Genomic DNA, 24,584 nt, shown 5'->3' on the forward strand with positions numbered 1-24,584 from the left:
ATGAAAAAAGTAGATCTTACCAAGTATACAGATTTTATAGTTGTAGAAACTACTAAGCTGTTAAATATTGATTCGCCAACCGGCTATACTAGCGAGGCGGCTGCGTGGGTTAAGAATGAGTTTGAAAGTCTTGGTTTTAAAGCGGAATTTACAAATAAAGGCGGAGTAGTTGTTGATCTTACGGGAAAAGATAAATCAAATGGACTATTGCTCGAAGCACATGTAGATACCCTTGGAGGAATGGTCGCAACTATAAAATCAAATGGCAGACTGACACTTACAAATCTTGGAGGAATGAATCCAAATAATGCCGAGACTGAGAATGTGAGAGTGGTAACCAAGTTTGGCGGTATTTATGAGGGAACATTCCAGCTTAATAATGCTTCTATACATGTAAATGGCGATTATGATGAGACCAAGAGAACCTGGGAGAATTGTGAGGTTGTTCTTGATGAAGATGTGAATTCCAAAGAGGATACAGAAAAACTTGGAATTTCTGTAGGTGATATAGTATGCTTTGAGCCTAATGAAAGAGTAACGAAAACAGGATACATTAAATCAAGATTCTTAGATGATAAATTAAGCGTTGGAATTCTTCTTGGCCTTGCTAAATATATTAAGGAAAAGAAGATTACTCCTAAGAGAGCTCTTTATGCGCATATAACTGTTTTTGAAGAAGTTGGTCATGGCGGATGCGGAAGCGTTCCTGAAGGCTGTACTGAGGCTATTTCTGTTGATATGGGATGCGTCGGCGAAGGTCTTACATGTACTGAGAAACAGGTGTCGATCTGTGCAAAGGATAGCGGTGGCCCATACAGCTATGAAATAGTTCAGGGACTTGTAGCCGCAGCTAAGGAAAGTGGAGCTGATTATGCAATCGATATTTATCCTCACTATGGAAGTGATGTTGAGGCAACATTGCGTTCAGGAAATGACTTAAAGCACGGACTTATAGGCGCCGGTGTATATGCATCTCACGGATATGAGAGAAGTCATCGTGATGGCGCTGAGAATGTTCTTAGACTTCTTATCAAATATGTTTCATGAATTTAGAACAAAGACTATTCAATAAAAAGACGATGCTACATTTTGCGAGATGTAGCATCGTCTTTTTTAATCGCTGATGAGCTTTAATGAAGAAATATCCGGTGAAATTGACATGGAATAATTTGTGTAATAAACCATGAAACCTGGTTTTGCGCCATTGGGCTTTTTTACTTCTTTTCTCATTACGTAATCAATCTCAACTTTTTCCTGAACCTTACCTTTTGAATAATATGCAGCAAGAGCTGCGGCTTCTTCAAAGGCTCTGTCGGGAACTTCTTTGCCGCCTGTTATAAGTACAACATGAGATCCCGGAATTTTTTTTGCATGGAACCACCAGTCTCCGCCATTAGCAGTTTTAAAGGTAAGTTCGTCGTTTTGAATGTTGTTTTTTCCTACATAAATGTCGAAACCATCGCTTGATTGGTAATGGAAAGGTTTACTTGTAACTTTTTCTCGCTTTCCGTTTTTACCGGTAAAATGTGATTTAATGTATCCACTATCAATAAGTTCCTGACGAATCTGTAAAAGATCAGCTTCCTTTTGCGCAATTTCAAGTGATGTCTGTATTGATTCCAGTTGTTCTATTGCCTCTTTTGATTCTTTTAACTGATCGTTTAAGGCTTCAGCAGTTCTTTTTAGCTTTGTGTATTTATCAAAATACTTTTTTGCATTCTGATTTGCGGTTAAAGTAGGATCAAGAGGGATGGTGACATCTTTTCCTGTATTATAGTCATTTACTGTGATCTTATCGGCAAAAGGAGCAGCATTGTAACCGTAAACTGTCAGCAGTTCGCCGTATATTCGGTATTTTTCCTTCTTTTCACTATCTTTCATCTGCTTGAGCTGAAGGTCATATTTTCTTACGTTTCGTTCAAGTGCAGTCTGAACTATTTTTCGTAAGTCCACAGATTTCTGGCGTATTCTTGTGACTACATTTTTTTCTGCATAATACTGCTGAATCAGGGAAGAAATACTGTCAATATACTCACAAGAATAACTGTTCTGGTCTGAAGATTCACTGTTTATGAGATTTGAGTCATTAGTCTGGACGGAATCTGCGCCGGAAAGGTCTTCGCCATAAATACTAAGTGGGATGGAAGAGTATTCTTTGGGCACTGAGTTTTCATAAATAATGGATGGATGAAAATTACCATTACGTATTGTTTCCATGAGTTCATCAAATGCTTTATATACTGAAATTGATTCTTTTGTATCTAATGAAATAGCAGACTTGTCTGCGTCTATATGACTTCGTAGGCATATTTCCTGTGCCATTATAGGCGAGATTCCGGTATAGCTTGAATAAATTGCTTTAAATAAAGGCATTCCCTTACTGAGCACACAGCTCGAAAACTCATCGGCTGATGTTGAAAGAGGATTGGCTTTATCCTGAGAAGGAATAAAATATTTTCTTCCGGGGAGCACTTCTCTTACAGAACTGACAGATGCAGGAATATGCTTGATACTGTCTATGATGATATCATCTTCATCTGTAAAGATGATATTGCTGTATTTGCCCATTATTTCAATCAAAAGAACTTTATGGCGAAGATCGCCCATTTCATCGAGATGTTCAATTTCAAAACGGATTATTCGCTCAAGACCACAGGGCTGAGTTATAGAAATAATCCTGCCGTTTTGTATATGCTTTCTTAAAAGCATGCAAAAGTTTGGAGCAGTCATTGGTGACTGCTTAGTCTCATCTGTAATATATACAAGTGGAAGAGATGCATCTGCAGAGAGAACAAGTTTGCATTGCTTCATATTATATTTCTCAGTGTTCTCGTAAGAAAGCTTTACAGTAATAAAAAGCTCATCACTCTCCGTCTGAGCTATTTTATATATACGTCCACCGGTAAGGTAGTCGTTGAAATCTTTGGTTAAGTTTGCAATTGTTATACCGTCAAAAGCCATATTATCCTCACTATGATTATTATTAACGTAAGTTTAAAAACATTAAGTAGTATAACATTTTATGCTATTTGTGGGTAGTGAGACATTTTTTTAAAAAAAATGAAAATACAACTTGTAAACGCTTACATTTCTGTGTTATAACATTGTTAAGAAGAAAGCCGTTCGATAATAATTGTAAGCGGTTACATATATAGGAGGTTCTTTTTATGGAGTTATTAAATTATGAAGTGTTGAATAAAACCGGATATTCAGGCTTCATTCAGAAGAAAGCGCCAATAAAGGTTCTGCAGTTTGGCGAGGGAAATTTCATGAGAGCTTTTGTGGATTACTTTTTTGATATTAGTAATGAAAAAGCTGATTTCAACGGCAAAATCGCACTTGTTCAGCCTATTTCCCAAGGACTTACAGATCTCATAAACAAGCAGGAAGGCCTTTATACCCTTTACCTTCGTGGAAGTGAAAAGGGCCAGAAAGTTGACGAAAAGAGAGTTATTTCTTCTGTGGATTGCTGCCTTAATCCATATGTTCAGTCAGATTTTGACAAGATGATGGAGATTGCTGAAAGCGAAGATCTTGATATTATTGCATCAAATACAACAGAGGCAGGTATTGCTTTTGATGATAGTTGCAGGTTTGAAGATGTTCCTGCTGCAAGTTTCCCAGGAAAACTGACACAGGTTCTTTTTAGAAGATTCAAGGCTGGCAAAAAAGGCGTTGTGGTTTTGTCATGCGAACTTATTGATAATAATGGTAAGGAACTGCTTAAATGTGTTAATCAGTATATTGAACTTTGGAAATTGGAAGATGAGTTCAAAACTTGGGTAAATCAGAATAATATCTTTTGCTCAACCCTTGTAGACAGAATTGTTCCCGGAAGAATCCGTGATGCAAAAGAAGTTGAAAAATTAGAAGAAGTAAATGGTTATCATGATGAACTTATTGATGTCGGAGAAATATTTGGCGTTTGGATTATAGAAGGACCAAAGGAATTGGAAGATAGACTTCCATTCAAAAAAGCAGGTGTAAATGTTCATGTTGTTCCTGATGTTATGCCATACAAGCATCGAAAGGTCAGAATTTTGAATGGCGCTCATACTGGCTTTGTGCTTGGTGCATACCTTGCCGGTTTTGATATTGTACGTGACTGTATGCATAATGATAATGTTTCCGGCTTTATGAATAAGATGCTTAGCGAGGAGGTTATCCCAACTCTGACAGACCATCTTGATGAAAATGATTTAAATGAATTTGCAGCAGCGGTTAAGGATAGATTCAATAATCCTTTTGTTAATCATGAGCTTATGTCTATTTCACTTAATTCAACCAGTAAGTGGAAAGCCAGAAATATGCCTTCATTCCTTCAATATATAGAGAAGAATGATAAGCTTCCTGTTTGCCTGACAATGTCTTTGGCTGCTTATATTGCATTTTATTCAAATGATATTCAGGAACTTGGCGAAAATGGACTTGTTTGTAAGAGACCTCTTGGTAACACCTATACAGTATCAGATGACAGATGGGCTCTTGAATTCTTCTTTGAACATAGAAATGATTCAGAGGAAGAACTGGTAAAGGCAGTGCTTGGAAATACTAAAATGTGGGATCGTGATTTAAATGATATCAATGGACTGACACAAAAGGTTATTGATGATCTTAAGATGATTCATGCAGAAGGCGCAGAAAAAGCTTACGCAAGTTGCTTATAATTTATATCTAAATTAGTGAGTTAAGATTCAAATAAAAATATTCATGGCTATTCATCTTAAGTGGTGAATAGCCATTTTCTTGTGATTTTTCACTAATAAACTGAGCTTATTTTTGGCTATAAGAATAAATTATTATAAATTTATAAAAAAGTATAGAATAATTTAATAATATGGTTTATCATTGTAACAGCACAGCACTTTAAACTGTTAAATTATTATTTAACAAAAGCTATGAAAAATCTATAAAGATTGATATTAATCACTAGTTGATTTTTTTTAATCTAAAGAGTATAATTGTATACAAAGTTGAAGAAAAGTTAAAACAATGACGTTTTAACGAATATCGGAAAAATATTTATTAGTGATAAAAATGCTATTTGTATTTTCTCGGTACAGATAGCTATTTTTATATAATTTCTTAAAAAGAAATGGAGGACAATTATGAAGAAGTATAACAGAGTGATTGCTTTACTTGCTGCTACTTCAATGACAGCTACACTTATGGCTGGCTGCGGCAACGATGCAAGCACAAGCACAACTACTCAGACAGACACAACAACAACTGCTGAGTCAACAGAAGCAACAAGCACAGAGACAGCTACAACAGAGACATCTGAAGCTGCTGAAACAACAGAGGTTGATGCAAACCTGCCATCACTTGTAGGCGTTGAGCCTGACACACGTCTTGCTGCTGACGCTTATTCAGAACTTTGGGATACAGACAGCTATCAGACAGAATCTGCTGAGGTTTATCAGAGAATTCTCGGTGAGTACTACGAAGCATATCAGAAGGCTCTTGCTGTAGACAACATTTCAGAGCGTTATGCTCTTATGGCTGTTGCTGAAGCAAAGATGCTTGAGTCTGGTGTATTTATTCCACTTACAACACGTGGTGGTAACTATGCTATCAGACGTACATTACCTGGTTCTGTAACAGGCACATTGTGGGGCAATGATGACTATCGTTTACACAATGCTCTTATCACAACTGAACTTGTTGATAAGGACACATATACAGAACTTAAGACAAAACTTAACGAGCTTAAGGGAACTGGTACATACCAGAAGGAAGCTAAGGCTTATGTTACTGCACAGGGATACACTCTTAAGGACACAGTAAACACAGGTTATACTTCTGATCCTAAGACTTGGGATGTTCTTGCAACATCAAGAGCAGCTGATTCAGAAGTTCTTGTAAACCTCTATGACGGACTTACAGAGTATGACGTTGAAGATGTACAGCAGCCTGCACTTGCTGAGAGCTGGGAAGTATCTGATGATGGACTTAAGTACACATTCAAGATTCGTGAAGGTGTTAAGTGGGTTGATTCACAGGGCAGAGAAGTTGCTGATCTTACAGCAGATGACTTTGTTGCTGGTATGCAGCATATGATGGACGCTATGGGAGGTCTTGAATATCTTGTAAATGGTGTTATCACAGGTGCTTCTGCTTACATCGATGGCGAGACAACAGATTTTGGTGATGTTGGAGTTAAGGCAGTTGATGATTATACACTTGAGTATACACTTGAACAGCCTACACCATACTTCATGACAATGCTTAGCTATGGTGTATTCGCACCTTTGTCAAGAACATATTATGAAGGACAGGGCGGTCAGTTTGGACAGGGCACAAGCGCTGGCAACTATGGTACAGATCCTGACCACATCGCATACTGCGGACCTTTCCTTATCACAAGCCACACAGAGAAGAACTCAATCATCTTCAAGGCTAACCCTTCTTACTGGAACAAAGATAACCAGGAAATCAAGGCTATGACATGGGTATTCGAAGATGGTTCTGATGTAACTAAGACATACACAGACTGCCTTGCAGGTACAATTGATTCAGCAGCTCTCAATACATCAACAATTGAGACAGCTAAGTCTGATGGAAACTTTGATAAATATGCAGTTGTTACTGTAACAGATGCAACAACATTCTGCGGATTCCTTAACACAAACCGTAAGGCATTTGTAAACTTCAATGATTCAACAACAGCTAAGTCTGAGAAGACTGTATGGGATGGACAGAGAACTTCAATCGCAATGCAGAACCAGAACTTCAGACTTGCAATTGTTACTTCACTTGACAGAGCTTCATACAATGCTCAGTCAATGGGTGAGGAGCTTAAGCTTAACAACCTTAGAAACTCATATACACCTGGTACATTTGTATCACTTCCTGAGGATGTTACAATTGACATCAACGGAACAGCTACAACATTTGCTGCAGGAACAAGATTCGGTGAGATTGAACAGGCTCAGATCGATGCTGACGGTATCAAGGTTAAAGTTTGGGATGCTACAGCAGATGACGGCGTTGGTTCATCTGACGGATTTGATGGTTGGTACAACCCAACTGTTGCAAAAGAGTTCCTTTCAAAAGCTACTGAAGAACTTGCTAAGCAGGGCGTTGAGATTTCAAAGGATCAGCCTATCCAGATTGATCTTCCATATTTCTCAGGTTCTGAGACATACACAAACAGAGCAAATGCTCTTAAGCAGTCTCTTGAATCTTCACTTGACGGAAGTGTTGTTATCAACCTCATCAAGTGTGAAGCTGCTGATGACTGGTACTATGCTGGATACTATCCTGACTATGGTTATGAGATGAACGCTGATATGATGGATGTTTCCGGATGGGGTCCTGACTATGGTGATCCTCAGACATATCTTGACACAATGCTTCCTGATTATGCAGGATACATGGTTAAGAGCCTTGGAGTATTCTAATTATACTCTGTGTTTCTGATTTTGATTTGTGATTTGTGTTAATCATATATCGCAAAAAAAATTGGAGAAAGTGGGAAAAAACTCTTCCCACTTTCTCCATTATATTGTATAATGTTGGGGCTGTGTAACGTTTGCTAGATGTTATGCAAGCAAAATAAACGTTCCATAAAGGGAAAGAGCTATGACTAAATATGTATTAAAAAGATTATTGCATGGACTAATTTCATCAATCATTGTTGTTGGTATTGTAATGGTAATGATTTACACCATGCTGGACAGGAATCTTATTTTTGCACAGGATCCTGTTTTCAAGAATTTGGGTAACAACGAAAAAACAGCTTATATGTACAGAACCTGGGAAGAATATGGTTATATAGACCTTTTCTCATATCAGGACTACCTCCTCATGCTACAGGAAAATGGCGAAATTGATGAGGAAACAAGAAAGAGTGTGTCAACAATTGGCAGAAAGCCAGAAAGTGACAAGCCTGAGACTGCTGCTTATATTCAGAAATATCAGGACTATTGTGATGCTAACGGATATACTGTTGTAAGACTTAATGCTGTAATGGTATCTCCTAAGAAGTATGCTAATGGTGGAAAAGAGCAGCTCTTTGCGTCTAAGGATCTTCCTATTGCGCACAGACTGATTACATATGTTACAGGTTTCTTTAGTGTAGATAATATTCATTATGTAGACAAAGATATTGATATAGGAGAGAGAAAGCTTACATTTACTCTCCATGATCCGGTGTATGGTGGGAATAAATTTGCACCTGCTATTATTGGTAACGGTACATATCATAAGTATTTATTATATGTAGATGATAAATTCCCGTTTATCCATCAGAATGTTCTGACCATAAATCTTGGTAAATCATATGCTGTTAATGCAGGCGTTGATGTATCAGAGACAATGGTTAAAAAACAGGGATCTTATGTGCTCAGATCAATAACATTCCCAACAGGTCTTACAGAAGAATCTGCAGATGATCTTCATACAGCGGTATTTGTTGCTAATTCAAGAGAGACAAATAAGGTTAATGCAGACAGATTTACTGATGATTATACAGGAGTTAATACTGTTAAATCAGGTAAATCAAAGATGGGTTATTCATTTACTATCGGTATTATAGCAGTATTCTTATCTTACCTTATTGGTATTCCTATGGGTATTGCTATGGCTAAGAATAAAGATAAGCTTATTGACAAGATTGGTACTGTTTATATCGTATTTATTATTGCGGTTCCTTCACTTGCATATATTTTCCTTTTCAAGGCAATTGGTGGTAAGCTTGGCCTTCCAACAACTTTTGATATGGAATCTTCAAGTAAGCTGATATACGTTCTGCCTATCATTTCACTTTCACTTCAGTCTATCGGAGCTCTTATGAGATGGCTTAGAAGATATATGATTGACCAGATGAACTCTGATTATGTTAAATTCGCAAGATCAGGTGGTCTTACAGAGGGTGAAATCTTTAGAAAGCACATTCTTAAGAATGCATCAATCCCGATTGTTCATGGTATACCCGGAGGTATTCTTGGAGCATTGGTAGGAGCTATTGTTACAGAGCGTGTATATACAGTTCCCGGTGCCGGTAACCTTCTTACAGTTGCAATCAGTATGTATGATAATGGTGTAATTGTTGGTGTTACTTTGTTCTATGCACTCCTTTCTGTTATAAGTTTGGTTATGGGTGATGTACTTATTTCAATTGTAGATCCTAGAATCAACTATTCAGGAAAGGCAAGATAAGACTTGATTTTTACTAAATAAATTAGGAGATAGTTAACAATGGAAAATAAAGATTCTCTATTTACCGTAGAGGGAATGTCAGATGAAGAACTGTTTTCTTTGGTAGACCACAACAGTCTTGATTCTGAGAAAATTACAGCTCCAAGATATTCATATTGGCGTTCTGTTTTTAGAGTGTTCTTCAAGAAAAGAATAAATATATTTATTCTTGGCGCTCTTGCTATAGTAATTATGTTTGCATATATCTATCCTGCAATTAATAACTATGATAGATTTGGAAACCTGCTTGACCCGGCTGCCAAGCACCTTGGACCTATGGCTGCTATGAAGAAGTTCGGTTATAACATCCACTGGATTCTTGGAAGTGGAGCATCAGGACAGTCAACTTTTGATGCTATATGGTTTGGATCAAGAATTTCTATTTCACTTGCCCTTATTGTTGCCGGAATCAATATGACATTGGGTGTATTATTAGGCGCGATTTGGGGATTTAGTAAGAAGATCGATATTTTCATGATGGAAGTATATAACATTGTTGGTAACGTGCCTTCAATCCTTCTTATTTCAGTTCTTGTACTTATTCTGTCACCTACATTCTGGACACTTGTATTTGCTATGACAGTTACAGGATGGTTGTTTATCGCTTACTTTATAAGAACACAGGTTATTATCATCAGAGACAGAGAATATAACCTTGCAAGCAGATGTCTTGGTACACCAATTACACGTATTGCAACTAAGAACATTTTGCCTTTTATGACATCAGTTATTGTTACACTTTTAGCAGCTGAGATTCCTTCTTATATTTCATATGAAGTGTTCCTTGCTTATATCGGTATGGCTATGTCTGATATGTCACTTGGTAGAATTATTTTCGAAGCTGAAAGTGCGATGGTTACACCTGGTTGGGAATTTGAGTTCTGGAGTCCTGTTGTAATTGCATCTATTATTACAGTAACTCTTTATGTTACAGGACAGAACTTGGGTGATGCATCAGATCCTAGAACACATATGTAAGGAAACGTAAGAAAATGGAAGATAAGAAAGTATTATTATCAGTAAAAGATTTGGAAGTAAAATTCCGTGTAAGAGGCCGTATCCTTACAGCTATCCGCGGTATTTCACTTGATATTTATGAAAATGAATCAATTGCTATCGTTGGTGAGTCAGGTTCTGGTAAATCTGTATTTACAAAGACTTTTGCAGGTATGCTTGAAACTAACGGTTTTATCAGCAATGGTGATATCATCTTTAATGATGAAGAGCTTTCTAATACTGTCGTTACTCTCAATGCCAGTGGCAAGAAGGAATTAAATAGTATAATCGATAAGCTCAACTATTATTCAGGACTTGAGTTTGGTGCTGAAACATATAAGAAGAGACTTGAACTTGAATCAGAAAAGAGAGCAAAAGAAACTCTTTCTGATGAAAAGGACCAGGAATTCACAGAAAAGATCAATGAACTTAAGTTCAAGAAAACAGAAGAATTTAACTTAAAGCAGACTTTTGATACAAAGAAAGAAAAAGATAAGATTAAAGAGTCTGAGCATAAGATTAAGCAGTTTGAAGAAGCAATCAAAAAGATTGAGCTTGAGAGAGAAAATATTATAAAGCAGCATAAGGCTGCTGTGGCTGCTGATACAGCTTATCTTGCTGAGTATAATCAGAAACTTGCAGCTTTAAAGGAACAGTACAAGAAAGAAGTTGCAAAACCTGTAACTATGGAGCAGATTAATAGAAATACTGTTCTTGCTAAGGAAATTTATCTTTCAGTAGGGAGATTCCCATTCAGAGCAAGAAAGCAGTATATTAAAAAGCTCCTTAAGGATTTCAGACAGGCGCTCAAGATGGGTGAGGATATCAGCGATGAGGAAGTTAAGATTAAAATATTTGACAATGTCATGTACTGTAAACTTCTTGATGAGGCTGAGACAAAGCTCCATGGTAAGATTTATATCAATCTTGCAAGAGTTACAGATCCTAATGACTGGGGACAGACTCGTGGTAAGAAGATTGCTACAGTATTCCAGGATCCTATGACGTCTCTTAACCCAATTATTACTATTGGTAAGCAGATTACGTCTATTATAATGAAACATCAGAACTGCTCTGAAATTGAAGCAAGAGCAAGAGCTATAGAAATCATGAAGAAGGTTGGAATCCCTAATGCTGAGAAGCGTTTCGATGATTATCCATTCCAGTATTCAGGTGGTATGAGACAGCGTATAGTTATTGCTATTGCTCTTTCATGTCAGCCTAAGATTCTTATCTGTGATGAGCCTACTACAGCGCTTGACGTTACAATTCAGGCTCAGATACTTCAGCTTCTCAAGGATCTTCAGAAAGAATACAATTACACTATTGTATTCATTACACATGACCTTGGTGTTGTTGCAAATATCGCAGATAGAGTTGCAGTTCTTTATGGTGGACAGATTGTTGAACTTGGAAGTGTAGAAGATGTATTCTACGATAGCAGACACCCATATACATGGGCACTTCTTTCATCACTTCCTCAGCTTGCACAGAGGGATACAGAACTTTATTCAATTACAGGTACACCACCATCACTTTACAATAAGATTACAGGCGATGCATTTGCTCCTCGTAATCCATATTGCCTTAAGATTGATACTATTGAGGAACCACCTATGTTTAAGGTGAGCGATACTCATTATGCTAAGACATGGCTTCTCGATCCAAGGGCACCAAAGATTGAAAAGCCGGAAATTATCCGGGATATTCATGAGAAGTTCTTAAAGATTTACGATATAACGGAGGTTTCAGAGAATGTCTAATAATTCATTTCCTGAGCATGGACCAATTGATCCACAGACAGGCAAAGAAATACTCCTTTCTGTAAAAAATGTAGATATCACATTTGGAAAGGGCGATGACGCTGTTAAAGCTGTTAGAAATGCAAGCTTTGACATATATAAGGGAGAAACATTTTCTCTTGTTGGTGAGTCTGGATCAGGTAAGACTACTATTGGTAGAGCTGTTATCAGAGTTAACCCTTGTGCAGCCGGCGAGATTCAGTATAAAGGTGTGAAGATTTCCGGTAAGATTTCCAAATCACTGGATAGAGAAGTTATCAGAAATATTCAGATGGTTTTCCAGGATCCAGCTGCATCTCTTAACGAGCGTGCTACTGTTGATTACATTATTTCTGAAGGCCTTTACAATTTCCATTTATTTGAAAATGAGGCTGACAGAGTACAGAAAGTTGAGAGAATAATTGAGGAGGTTGGTCTTCTTCCAGAGCATCTTACTCGTTATCCTCATGAGTTCTCTGGTGGTCAGAGACAGCGTATCGGTCTTGCAAGAGCAATGGTTATGGAACCTGAACTTGTTGTTGCAGATGAGCCTATTTCAGCTCTTGACGTGTCAATCAGAGCACAGGTTCTTAATTTGCTCAAGAAGTTCCAGAAGGAAAGAGGAGTATCATATCTCTTCATTGCTCATGACCTTTCTATTGTTAGATTTATTTCTGACCATATCGGTGTTATCTACAAAGGTAATATCGTAGAAATAGCAGAGACTGAAGAGTTGTTCAAATTCCCTCTTCATCCATATACAAAGTCTCTTATATCCGCAATTCCAATTCCGGATCCAAGACTTGAGAAGAACAAGGTTCTTTATACTTATGATCCTTCAATTCATGATTATTCAGAGGATCAGCCTGAACTTGTTAATATTGGACATGATCATTTCGTATATGGTAATAAGAAGGAAATCGAGGAATATAAAAAGCTTCGTGCTGAAGATAAGCCAATTCAGGCTGTAAAGATTGATCCTGAAGAAGCAAAGAAGCAGATGGCAAAGAACACTGAGTTTATGGGACATGACGATTCTGACACCAGTGAGATATTAAGTGCTCCAATTCATGATACAGGAAATATCTGGCTTGGCATTTTGTCATTCTTCCTTCCTATTCTTGGACTTATAGCAGCTTTCGTTTTCAGAAAGAAGAATTATATTAAGAACTATAAGGTTTGCAAGAAAGGTGCAATTGTTGGATTGCTTATATTACTTGGTATTGTTGTAATATTTGCCTTCTTGTTAGTATTATCTGTTCTTTAATTGATTAAGTTTTTGACTTATATTAAGGCCAATGTCAAAAAGACCGCTAAATGGGCTTTGTTGACATTGACCTTATATTTGCGTTATATTGTTATTTAGAATTGCACATTTTGGGCTTTTGTATTAGCTGTATAAATGTCGATTCGAGTATATTTACCCATGGGGGTGCATTATGGTTTGTAGTATGACCGGCTTCGGCAGATGCGAAGTCATTGAAGGACAACGCAAATATACAGTTGAAATTAAATCTGTTAATAACAGATATCTTGATATCAATATCAAGATGCCCAAGAAATTCAATGCATTTGAGGCTTCTATTCGTTCTGAACTCAAGAATTATATGAAACGTGGCAAAGTTGACGTTTACATAAGCTATGAGGATTTTTCTGAGTCAGATTCCAGAGTAAAGTATAATAAAGCTATTGCACAGGAGTATTACAAATATCTTAGTGAAATGGCATCAGATTTTGGAATGGATAATGATGTAAGAATTTCTGTTTTATCAAGATTTCCTGAAGTGTTTACAATGGAAGAGGAAGAACTTGATGAGGAAGAAGTTTGGAGTGGTCTCGAGAAAGCTATTAAAGGCGCTGGCAAACAATTTTTAGATTCAAGAGCTAAAGAAGGAGAATTTCTTTCTAATGATCTTGCTCTTAAATTGGATGGTATGCTTGAGAATGTTGAGTATATTACAGAACGTTCACCTGAAATTATCAAGGAATATAAAAATAAACTTCGTGAGAAGATTCAGGATTTACTCGATGACAAGCAGGTAGATGAAAACAGACTTGCAATGGAAGTTACGATATTTGCTGATAAAGTTTGTGTGGATGAAGAACTTACAAGACTTCGCAGTCATGTTCTTGCAACCAAAGATGCACTTAAATCAGGTGATGATAAAGATGGTATTGGAAGAAAGCTTGATTTCCTTGCACAGGAAATGAACAGAGAAGCGAATACTATTTTATCAAAGTCAACAGATCTTAAGATTTCTGACCGCGGTATCGCACTAAAGACAGATATTGAAAAAGTAAGGGAGCAGATTCAGAACATTGAGTAAACTCATTCATATTGGATTTGGCAATATTGTAAATGCTGATAAGATAATAAGTATTGTCAGTCCTGAGGCTGCACCAATAAAACGTATGGTGCAAAAGGCAAGAGAAGATGGCACTAGTGTTGATGCAACACAGGGCAGGAAGACAAAAGCTGTTATTGTAATGGAAAATGGCATGCTTGTGTTATCAGCTCTTTTGCCGGAAACTATATGTGCTAGAACACAGACAGAGAGTGAGAATGTATTAGATGAAACGTAAAGGAATTATTATAGTTGTTTCAGGCTTTTCCGGTGCTGGTAAGGGAACTATCATGAAGGCTCTTACAGCAAAGTATGATCAGTATGCGCTGTCAATTTCTGCAACGACACGTGATCCCAGACCCGGTGAAGAAAATGGCAGAGAGTATTTCTTTGTAAGTAATGAAGAGTTCGAGAAACTTATTAAAGAAGATGGACTTATAGAGCATGCCGGATATGTTAATCATTATTATGGCACGCCAAGGAAATTTGTTGAAGATAAGCTTAATGCTGGTATTGATGTAATCCTTGAGATTGAAATACAGGGAGCATTACAGATTAAGGAACAGTACAAGGATGCAGTATTATTATTCGTAATGCCACCTTCTGCTGAAGAATTGGAAAAGAGATTAAGAGGAAGAGGTACTGAATCTGATGAAGTTATCAGACAGAGACTTCAGACTGCCTGTAAAGAAGCTGTTGGAATTGAAAATTATGACTATATAGTTGTCAATGATGTGCTTGAAGATGCAGTTGAAAGAGTACATGGAATAATTTCAGCAGCGCATGGAACTCCTGACAGAAATATGGAGTTTATTGAAAATATGCGTAAGCAGTTGAACGATGTGGCAGGTAATGAGTGATTTGTTGCATATTACTAAACATTAGTTAATATATAATTTTGTTTGCGGATATACCGCGGAAAGGAAAAAAATGATACATCCTTCTTATGTAGATCTTATGAAAGTAGTTAACAAAGGAGTTGAGGAAGGCGAAGAACCTGTTATCAGCTCAAGATATTCTGTAGTTATGGCTACAGCAAAAAGAGCCAGACAGATTATTGCAGGCGACGAGCCAATGGTAAGAGTAAAGGATAAGCAGAAGCCTCTTTCAATCGCTGTTGATGAAATGAACCAGGATATGCTTAGAATCCTTAGTGACGAGGAAAAAGCAGCACTTGAAGTTTCTGAAGAAGCAGATGTTACTGAAGAAACAAGTGAAGATCAGGAAGCCTGAAAGATTGAGTGATATATGAAGATTTTGTTTGTGTCACTTGGATGTGACAAAAATAGAGTTGATACTGAGGTTATGCTGGGAATGCTGGCTAGCCATGGGTATAGCTTTACTGATGATGAAGCAGAGGCAGAAGCAGCAGTTGTTAACACCTGCTGCTTTATAAATGATGCCAAGGAAGAAAGTATAGAAGTTATTCTTGAATTGGCTGAGAGGCGCAAATCAGGTCAGCTTAAGGCTCTGATTGTGACAGGTTGCCTTGCACAGAGATATAAAGAAGAAATTCAGAAAGAAATTCCTGAAGTTGATGAGATTATAGGTATCTCTGCTATAGAAAAAATAATTGAAGCAGTTGATGAAACTGTAAAAAGAAATGAGCTCTTTTCACATAAGAACTATTTTGAGGACATTAATAAGCGTCCTCTTGGTGGTATGAAGAGAGTAATGACGACTGGTGGATTGTACAATTATCTTAAGATTGCAGAAGGGTGTGATAAGCACTGCACATATTGTATCATTCCTAAGGTTAGAGGTAATTACAGAAGTGTTCCTATGGAAGAACTTCTCACAGATGCCAAAAATCTTGCAGATTCCGGTGTGACAGAATTATTGCTTGTTGCACAGGAAACAACATTATATGGGACAGATCTTTATGGCAAAAAGATGCTTCCGGAGCTGCTTCATAAACTTTGCGAGATAGACGGTTTAAAATGGATCAGAATTCTGTATTGCTATCCGGAAGAAATAACAGAAGAATTGATTCAGACTATTAAGGAAGAGCCCAAGATTTGTCATTATCTTGATATTCCGATTCAGTCAGGCTCTGACAGAATTCTTAAGAAAATGGGTAGGCGTACAAATAATGCTGAGATTCGTTCTTTGATCACGCGTCTCAGGGAAGAAATTCCTGATATTTGTATCAGAACGACTCTTATTAGCGGATTCCCTGGAGAAACTGCAGCAGACCACAATGAGACCTATGCTCTTGTGGAAGATTTAAAGTTTGACAGATTAGGTGTATTTACTTATTCCCAGGAAGAAGATACACCTGCGGCCACCATGCCAGATCAGGTGACAGAGCGTGTCAAGAATACCAGAAGAAACAAGCTTATGAGATTGCAACAGAAAATTGCTTTTGAAAATGCTCAGAATATGATTGGTAAAACTGTTGAGGCTGTCATAGAGGGGCGAATTACTGATGCAGATGATGAGGATGGTCTGTCCTATGTGGCAAGAACATATAAGGATGCGCCGGATATTGATGGATATTTGTTTATTTCCGGTGTTCAAAGAGAATTAATGACCGGCGACTATGTCAATGTACTGATAACAGGTTCTAATGAATACGATTTGATTGGGGAGATGATAGTATGAATTTACCAAATAAGTTAACAGTATGCAGAGTGATTTTAATTCCGTTTTTTGTGGCATTTTTATTATTGAGTCCTGGAAATGATTTGTTTAAATGGATATCATTATGCATTTTTATTGTTGCAAGCCTTACTGATATGCTTGATGGTAAGATTGCAAGAAAATATGATCTTATAACTGATTTTGGCAAATTTATGGATCCGTTGGCAGACAAGCTTCTTGTTTGCAGTGCGATGATATGTCTCATTGAGCTTGGTAAGATTCCATCATGGATTGTGGTGATAATTATTGCAAGAGAGTTTGTGATAAGTGGATTCAGACTTATTGCTGCAGATAACGGAAGAGTTATTGCAGCAAGCTATTGGGGAAAGTTTAAGACAACTTTTCAGATGATCATGGTTATCCTTATGATAGCTGATCTTGGAAAAATTGTTCCTTTTTATGACATTTTTACACAGATAATCATGTGGGTTGCACTTGCGCTTACAATCATTTCATTGGTAGATTACCTGATTAAGAATAAAGATGTCATGAGTGGCGAGATGTAAACGAAATATAACACTTTTCTTGATTGGATTAGTTTGATTTGAGAACATTTAATAATTCAATTTACAAGAAAATTATTTCGTGTGTTAGTTTTATAGAATTAAGAGAGTATATGAGTAAAGATTTAGAAAAAGAATTAGAAAATTATTTAGAGAAAGAAGACGAAATTATCGCGGAAGAGAAATCAGAGAAAAAATCAAAAAAAGAATCTGATGAAAAGATTCGTTATGACGAGTCCGGATTGGATGAGAGAATCATCCGCGCTGTCACAGAAATGGGATTTGAGTATATGTCTCCCATTCAGAAGGCGGCTATACCTGTTATGATCGAAGGCAGGGATATTATTGGTCAGGCACAGACTGGTACAGGAAAGACTGCAGCTTTTGGAATTCCGCTTCTCCAGAAGGTTGATCCTTCAAATAAACATCTTCAGGCTGTTGTTTTGTGTCCTACAAGAGAACTTGCTATGCAGGCTGCTGACGATATCAGAGACTTTGCAAAGTATATGTTCGGAATTAAGGTATTGGCTGTTTATGGCGGTCAGGATATTTCAAGACAGATAAAGGCATTATCAAATGGCGTTCAGATTGTGGTTGGTACTCCCGGAAGAGTTATGGACCATATGAGAAGACATACAATGAAAATGAAGGATGTCAAAGTTCTTGTCCTCGATGAAGCTGATGAAATGCTTGATATGGGCTTTAGAGAAGATATTGAAACTATTCTCCAGGGAATGCCTGAGGAACGTCAGACAGCTTTGTTCTCAGCTACAATGCCTGAACCTATCCTGAAGATTACAAGAACTTATCAGAAAGATGCTGAGTACATTAAAATGACTCCTAAGGAGATAACTGTAGCAGCAATCGAACAGGCATACTACAGAGTTCCCCAGAAGTTGAAGGAAGAAGTGCTCTGCAGACTTATGGATTATTATAATCCATCAAGATCACTTATTTTCTGCAATACGAAAAAAATGGTTGATGCACTTGCAGAAAGTCTTAAAGGTAAAGGATACTTGGCAGATGGTCTTCATGGTGATCTTTCTCAGAACCAGAGAGATACAGTCATGAATCTCTTTAGGAATGGCAGAATCAATATTCTTATTGCGACAGATGTTGCAGCAAGAGGTATTGATGTCAGCGGTGTAGAGGCAGTATTTAACTATGATATTCCTGAGGATATTGAATACTATGTTCATAGAATAGGTCGTACAGGCCGTGCAGGAAGAAGTGGAAAATCCTTTACTTTAGTCGGTGGCAGAGAAATGTACAAACTTCGTGAAATTGAGAAAGTTTGCCACACAAAGATTGAGGAAAGAAGGGTTCCTTCTGCAAAAGAGATCACAAGAGTTAAGTCACAGAAAGTTTTTGCTGAAGTAATCGATATAATTGAGAATAATGATATCTCATCAGCACTCGAATTTGTAAATCAGAAGGTTGAAGAAGGCGAGTACACAGTTGAACAGCTTGCTGCCGGATTTATGAAGCTTAAGATGGGTGAGGAACTGGAAGATTTAGTTCTTTTCGAGAAGAGTGAACGAGGAAGAAGAGATTTCAAGACTCGCGGCGAGCGTGGACGTGATGGAAGAAAATCACGCGATTCAAGGGATTCAAGACGTTCTGACAGAGAAGGAAGAAACCGCGACGGAAGGCGCTCGGATAAAGGCAGCCGTATTCATGATGGTAACAGATCTGACAAATCTTTTGATAAAACAAGAAAATCTCGTGATGAGAGACATTCAGAAAAAGATTTTCATGAAAATAAAAAGCGTGACTATTCTAAAAAGAAATCAGCAGAAGAAAAGGATCTTTTTCCAAAGCCTCGCAGAAAGTCAAAACCTTTAGCTGATAATAGTACGTTGGGAAATGTTGGATTGGATGAAAGCCTTATTGCAAGCATTAAGGCTGACAGAGATAAGAATAATAGTGGAGCATCTGAATCATCTTATAATGACCATGCTAAGAAATATGACAGAAAATCACATTCTAAGAATGATGGATTTGAAAATGTCGGTCGTATTAATATCAAGGGTGAAGGATCCACAAAGGCCTGGTACATGGGGGATGAGCCTCAGAGGAAAAATGAAGACTCAGATACCATGAATGTTTCAAAGGCTGAAAAAAAGGCTATTAAATCTGAGAATAAAAAAAGAAGTATTGACTACCTGCAGGATGTTAGCAACTTTGTTATGGAGAGTTTCGGCAAACGCAGGAAATAAGGGGAACTAATGACAAATAATAACAGTTTAAGTCTTAAAGTCAATCGCATCAGAGCTAAGATTTTTAATATGGTCAGTACAGGTGTGATCGATGAACCTATAAACCGTTTTTATGATATTGTCAGCATTGTTGCCCTGGCACTCAATCTTTTTGCAGCATTTGCATTTACATTTGATTATATGGAGGAGCACTATAAAGGGCTCCTCCTTGCTATTGAAGCTATTACAACTTTCTTTTTTGCTATAGATTATGTTCTTAGGCTTATCACTGCCAATGAATTGTTCCCAAAGGAAACAGGAGCAAAATCTATAGTAAAGTATATATTCTCTTTTTCCGGGATAATCGATCTATTATCTTTTTTACCATATTATCTTCCGGTATTCTTTCCAGCAGGAGCATCAGTGTTTAGGATGTTCCGTATTGCAAGGATTTTAAGGCTATTCAGGATAAATTCCTATTACGATCAATTAAATGTTATAACAGAGGTTATTGCCAGTAAGAGCCAGCAACTTTTAGCATCAGGCTTCATAATTATCATACTTATGATGGCAGCAAGTCTTTGCATGTACAGTGTTGAACACGAAGCACAGCCGGAGGTTTTTCAGAATGCGTTTTCCGGAATATGGTGGTCAGCTTCAACGCTTTTGACTGTTGGTTATGGAGATATTTATCCAATCACAATAGTCGGTAAAGTTCTTGGAATATTCATCAGTTTCCTTGGTGTTGGAATGGTTGCCATCCCTACAGGTATTATTTCTGCGGGTTTTGTGGAACAATATCAGAGACTTAAGACTGTTGGAGATTATGCAGAAGAAGAAAATATTCATTTTATCCGAGTGAGACTTTCTACACATGATAAATGGACAGGCAAGAAAATATCAGAAATAGGGTTGCCTAAAGATGTCATGATAGTAGCAGTGCAGCGCAAAAAAGATACTATCATTCCTCGAGGGCAGACCGTTCTTGAAAATGATGATATTATCGTAATGTGCTCCGAAAAGATAAAGGAACTTCAGCCGATAGATCTTAAGGAAATTACAATAAATGAAGGTCATTCCTGGAATGGAAGAGCAATTAAGGATTTGGATATTTCAAGACAGAGCTATATTTTTATGTTGCGAAGAAGAGGAAAAGCAATAATTCCAAGAGGAAGTCTTGTAATTAAGGCTGGTGATACTGTTCTTTTATATGAGAAGCATTTGACCAATGAACTTTTATAATAAGTTTATGAATTAGATTACAAATACTATTCATTATCTAATTTTATAATTGTGTTTATATGCTAATTTGAGATAGATGTATTGGTATAAGGGAGAAAACTAGATGTTCGATATAGAAACAAAAAAGAATGTACTTGAAACGACCGAATTGTTTGTACTTGATATGGATGGTACATTTTATCTGGATAACGATATATTGGATGGTGCGCTTGATTTTTTGGAAGCGGTAAAGAATAGTGGTAAGAAGTATATTTTTTTTACCAATAATTCATCTACATCTGCCGAGCTATATATTGAGAAATTAAAGAGGATGAATTGCCATATCACAAGAGATCAGATCATGACGTCGGGAGATGTTATGATTAGGTATTTGAATAGCGTTTATCCCGGGAAAAAAGTGTATCTTCTTGGTACAAAAGCACTTGTGGATAGCTTTGTTGAGGGTGGAATCGATTTGTTTGTTCCTGAGATTTCTGAAAAAGAGGGCTTCGTTCCGGCAGATACAGCAAATATTCCCGATATTGTTGTAGTTGGATTTGATAAAACACTTACTTATGAGAAGCTTACCAATGCATGTACTTACATAAGAAATGGAGCGCTTTTTCTGGCTACACACCTTGACATTAATTGCCCTGTCAAAGGTGGATTTATTATAGACTGTGGTGCTATATGTGCCGCAATATCTCTTTCTACAGGAAAAGAACCTAAGTATGTCGGAAAGCCGTTTAAAGAGACCGTTGATATGGTAGTGGATGCTACAAATGTTCCAAGAGAGAGAATTAGTTTTGTAGGTGACAGATTATATACTGATGTTGCTACAGGCGTTAAGAATGGCGCAAAAGGCATACTTGTTCTTACCGGCGAAGCAGGAATTGAGGATATTCCCGACTCAGAGGTTAAGCCTGATGCAGTATATGAAAGTATAAAAGAAATGGGAAATTTATTAAAATTATCTTAGATGTTATGATTGATGGTTTGTGTCTATGCACTCATGTACAGTAAAGTGATATAATGTATTTGATATATCGTTGTTTGAAGGGCAATAGTAGATGTTCTGTACTGATGATGCTATTTATAAAAAAGAATATGTTTTAAGTAATATAGAAATGGCATTGCATGAAGGTTGGATTGAGGTTTATTATCAACCATTGGTTCGCTCTGCTAATGGTAGAGTTTGCGCTGAAGAAGCACTTGTACGATGGATAGATCCGGTTTATGGTCAGATCAGTCCTGATGAGTTTATTCCGATTCTTGATGATGCAAAGCTCTCAGCAACTCTTGATACTTATGTACTTGAACAGATTATTGTAAAGATTAAAATGCAAATGTCATTGGGACTTTATATAGTTCCAATTTCTGTTAATGTCTCCCATGGCGATTTCTATTCAAGAGAAATCGTTAAAGAAATCGATGATATAGTTACCACTTCTGGTATTCCAAAAGATAGAATCGCTATCGAAATTTCCGAAGATGCAATTTCAAAGAATAATTATGATATTTTGGATAAAATTATAAAGCTTCAGAAGCTTGGATATCGAATCTGGCTTGATGACTATGGCAGTGGAAATTTGCCACTTGTAATATTGCAGAAGATGGATTTTGATATGGTCAAGATAAATATGCTTGAAGTAAGAAAGACTTTGTCTGCCGAAAAAACAAGGGTATTTGTCAGCGAACTTATCAGAATTGCTATAGCTTTTGGAATTGAGACAGCGGTAAAGGGTGTTGAAAACAAAAAACAGGTTGAATTCTTCAAGGAAATTGGTTGTGCTATGCTTCAGGGGTATTATTATTGCAAGCCGATTTCTGCGGATCAGGTTTTTGAGAGATATAATTCAGGTACACAGATAGGCTTTGAAAATCCGGACGAATCTGAGTATTATTCAATCGTGAGTAAAGTAAGTTTAAATGATCTGTCTTTTACCAAGAGTGATGACAGTGCACAGAATGATTATTTTGATGCTCTTCCTATAGCTATATTGGAGACTGATCAGGATATAATCAGAATTACGCGCTGCAACAGAAATTTCAAAATGTTTTTGAATAATAATTTCCAGGAACAGCATAGGCATTTTTATGAGGATATAAAAAAGACCAGTTTTATGAATGGCACCTATACTATAAATTCCATTATGCAGTGTGCCAGAATAAGTAAAAAGCTTATCGTTGATGATGTAACTCCAAGTGGGAAAACTATACAGATTCTTCTTTATAAGCTTGCTGATAATGCTGTTTCAGGTATGAGCGCCATAGCATTTGTTGTTCTTTCTATATCCGGGAAAAAACACGAGTATGATGCACTTACCTATAATTATGTTGCAAGGGCGTTATCATCAGATTATTTAAGATTATATTTTGTTAATATAGATACGGGAAAATATGTTGAGTATAATTCCGATGGAAAGAACCGTGATATGAATCTTGCCAGGAATGGAGAAGATTTTTTCTATGAGGCACAAAATGATGTAAAAAACCGAATCTATAAAGATGATCTAGAACTGTTTGCAGAGGCATGTACCAGAGATAATATTGTAAAAAATCTGGATGAACACGGAACTTTTTCTTTTAATTATAGAGTATATGACGGTGATAACCCATGTTATGTAAATTTTAAAGCAGTTCAGGCAAGAAATGATCCTAAGCATATTATTGTTGGAATAAATAATATAGATAGTCAGATCAAACAACAGGAAGCAATGGGACGTATGATCGAAGAAAAAAGTCTTTTCTCAAAGATTGCTGCTCTTGCCGGTGATTATATAGCTTTCTGTACTGTGAACATGACTACCTGGGAATATACGGTGTACAAAACTTATGAAGATCAGACCTTGATGAGTTCAAAAATTGAAGGTGAGGATTTTTTCAATACATATTTTCATAAAATAGAGAACGTGGTCTATAAGGATGATCTTCAGGAATATTTTGAAAATGTTTCAAAAATCAGTATTTTTTCGCAGATTGCAAATAAGGGATCATTTAGTCACAAATTTAGGATTGTTATTGATGGCGAGCCAAAACATGTAAAAATGAAGGCGCTGATCATTGATGAAAATAATAATCCTCAATTGATAATGGGACTTCTAAATGTTGATGCTCAGGTTAAAAAGGAAGCTGAGTATGCAGTAAACCTGCTGGCTGCTGAGGATAAGGCATTCAAGGATGAACTTACAGGCGTAAAGAATAAGCATGCTTATGCAGCTGCTGAAGATGATCTGAACAGGCATATATCTGCCGGGGATGCCGGAGATTTTGCAATCATCGTTTTTGACCTGAACGGCCTTAAACATGTAAATGATACCTATGGCCATCAGAAAGGCGATGAATTCATAAAAAAAGACTAACTATTAAAGATTGTCAATAAAAAATGATTTGAAACAGAAAAGTTTAAAATAGAGCAACGATGACTTATTCATCGTAATCAGCACCTTGAAAACTGTATGACAAATAGAGCATCGCCTGAGATGCTCTTGAAAGAAGACTTGTATGGAATTAGTTAAGCTGCTTTGTTGTATGGCTGATGCGATTTCTCGAGCTGATATATCAATCTCACGAGTTTCTTGGCAGCATGAGATACAGCAACATAATAATGCTTTCCTTCAGCCCGCTTTTTGGCGAGGTATTCATTGAACGTCGGATCCCAATGGCAGACGTAGATAGTGGCGTTAAACAGCGCAT

17 protein-coding genes and 2 pseudogenes are annotated in these 24,584 nt (G+C 37.0%); 17 read left to right on the top strand and 2 right to left on the bottom strand.

Annotated elements, in window-relative coordinates; genetic code table 11:
* Complete coding sequence (locus tag BM086_RS18595) at window positions 1-1,047, top strand: M42 family metallopeptidase (RefSeq protein WP_092331101.1); 1,047 nt, start codon at window positions 1-3, stop codon at window positions 1,045-1,047.
* A gap of 66 nt (window positions 1,048-1,113) precedes the next feature.
* Here the strand turns inward: BM086_RS18595 and BM086_RS18600 are convergent, their stop codons facing one another.
* Window positions 1,114-2,961 (bottom strand): Rqc2 family fibronectin-binding protein, encoded by a 1,848-nt coding sequence (locus tag BM086_RS18600; protein WP_092331106.1) that lies wholly within the window; start codon window positions 2,959-2,961, stop codon window positions 1,114-1,116.
* A gap of 206 nt (window positions 2,962-3,167) precedes the next feature.
* Here BM086_RS18600 and BM086_RS18605 point away from each other — a divergent pair, with 206 nt between their 5' ends.
* The 16 genes and pseudogenes from BM086_RS18605 to BM086_RS18680 all read left to right on the top strand — a co-directional run bounded on the left by BM086_RS18605 (window position 3,168) and on the right by BM086_RS18680 (window position 24,250).
* Entirely contained in the window at window positions 3,168-4,667 is a 1,500-nt protein-coding gene (locus tag BM086_RS18605; protein ID WP_092331109.1) for a tagaturonate reductase, read from the top strand.
* Between the two features lie 441 nt (window positions 4,668-5,108).
* A complete protein-coding gene (locus BM086_RS18610) occupies window positions 5,109-7,403 on the top strand; it encodes an ABC transporter substrate-binding protein (protein ID WP_092331114.1) in 2,295 nt (764 codons plus the stop codon).
* A gap of 181 nt (window positions 7,404-7,584) precedes the next feature.
* Complete coding sequence (locus BM086_RS18615) at window positions 7,585-9,162, top strand: ABC transporter permease (RefSeq protein ID WP_092331118.1); 1,578 nt, start codon at window positions 7,585-7,587, stop codon at window positions 9,160-9,162.
* A 39-nt stretch (window positions 9,163-9,201) separates the two neighbouring features.
* Window positions 9,202-10,179: an ABC transporter permease gene (locus tag BM086_RS18620; RefSeq protein ID WP_092331122.1), complete on the top strand. Its 978-nt coding sequence runs from the start codon at window positions 9,202-9,204 to the stop codon at window positions 10,177-10,179.
* 14 nt (window positions 10,180-10,193) lie between these two features.
* Window positions 10,194-11,960 (top strand): oligopeptide/dipeptide ABC transporter ATP-binding protein, encoded by a 1,767-nt coding sequence (locus tag BM086_RS21855; RefSeq protein WP_092331127.1) that lies wholly within the window; start codon window positions 10,194-10,196, stop codon window positions 11,958-11,960.
* On the top strand, window positions 11,953-13,245 hold the full coding sequence (locus BM086_RS18630) for an ATP-binding cassette domain-containing protein (protein WP_092331132.1): 1,293 nt from the start codon (window positions 11,953-11,955) through the stop codon (window positions 13,243-13,245). Before BM086_RS21855 ends, BM086_RS18630 begins: the two co-directional genes overlap by 8 nt.
* 172 nt (window positions 13,246-13,417) lie before the next feature.
* Window positions 13,418-14,305: a YicC/YloC family endoribonuclease gene (locus BM086_RS18635; protein ID WP_092331138.1), complete on the top strand. Its 888-nt coding sequence runs from the start codon at window positions 13,418-13,420 to the stop codon at window positions 14,303-14,305.
* Window positions 14,298-14,561, top strand: a complete 264-nt coding sequence (locus tag BM086_RS18640) for a DUF370 domain-containing protein (RefSeq protein ID WP_092331142.1) — start codon at window positions 14,298-14,300, stop codon at window positions 14,559-14,561. The genes BM086_RS18635 and BM086_RS18640 overlap by 8 nt, the downstream gene beginning before the upstream one ends.
* Window positions 14,551-15,183: a guanylate kinase gene (gene gmk, locus BM086_RS18645; RefSeq protein WP_092331147.1), complete on the top strand. Its 633-nt coding sequence runs from the start codon at window positions 14,551-14,553 to the stop codon at window positions 15,181-15,183. The genes BM086_RS18640 and gmk overlap by 11 nt, the downstream gene beginning before the upstream one ends.
* Before the next feature lie 97 nt (window positions 15,184-15,280).
* Window positions 15,281-15,556: a DNA-directed RNA polymerase subunit omega gene (gene rpoZ, locus BM086_RS18650; RefSeq protein ID WP_330391651.1), complete on the top strand. Its 276-nt coding sequence runs from the start codon at window positions 15,281-15,283 to the stop codon at window positions 15,554-15,556.
* A 15-nt stretch (window positions 15,557-15,571) separates the two neighbouring features.
* The gene (rimO, locus tag BM086_RS18655; RefSeq protein ID WP_092331154.1) at window positions 15,572-16,927 is read left to right on the top strand and encodes a 30S ribosomal protein S12 methylthiotransferase RimO; all 1,356 of its coding nucleotides are present in this window, start codon (window positions 15,572-15,574) and stop codon (window positions 16,925-16,927) included.
* A complete protein-coding gene (gene pgsA / locus BM086_RS18660) occupies window positions 16,924-17,472 on the top strand; it encodes a CDP-diacylglycerol--glycerol-3-phosphate 3-phosphatidyltransferase (protein ID WP_092331158.1) in 549 nt (182 codons plus the stop codon). Before rimO ends, pgsA begins: the two co-directional genes overlap by 4 nt.
* 167 nt (window positions 17,473-17,639) lie before the next feature.
* Window positions 17,640-18,989 (top strand): annotated as a pseudogene (locus tag BM086_RS22140) (DEAD/DEAH box helicase); the annotation flags it as partial.
* 708 nt (window positions 18,990-19,697) lie between these two features.
* On the top strand, window positions 19,698-20,909 hold the full coding sequence (locus BM086_RS18670) for an ion transporter (RefSeq protein WP_092331168.1): 1,212 nt from the start codon (window positions 19,698-19,700) through the stop codon (window positions 20,907-20,909).
* A gap of 103 nt (window positions 20,910-21,012) precedes the next feature.
* Window positions 21,013-21,867, top strand: coding sequence for an HAD-IIA family hydrolase (locus BM086_RS18675; protein ID WP_175560374.1), 855 nt, complete (start codon window positions 21,013-21,015; stop codon window positions 21,865-21,867).
* A gap of 91 nt (window positions 21,868-21,958) precedes the next feature.
* Entirely contained in the window at window positions 21,959-24,250 is a 2,292-nt protein-coding gene (locus BM086_RS18680) for a bifunctional diguanylate cyclase/phosphodiesterase (protein ID WP_092331172.1), read from the top strand.
* A gap of 152 nt (window positions 24,251-24,402) precedes the next feature.
* Here BM086_RS18680 and BM086_RS21295 read toward each other — a convergent pair.
* A pseudogene (locus BM086_RS21295) lies at window positions 24,403-24,584 on the bottom strand (IS110 family transposase); the annotation flags it as partial.

It is taken from the genome of Butyrivibrio sp. YAB3001, assembly GCF_900112195.1.
GTDB lineage: Bacteria > Bacillota > Clostridia > Lachnospirales > Lachnospiraceae > Butyrivibrio.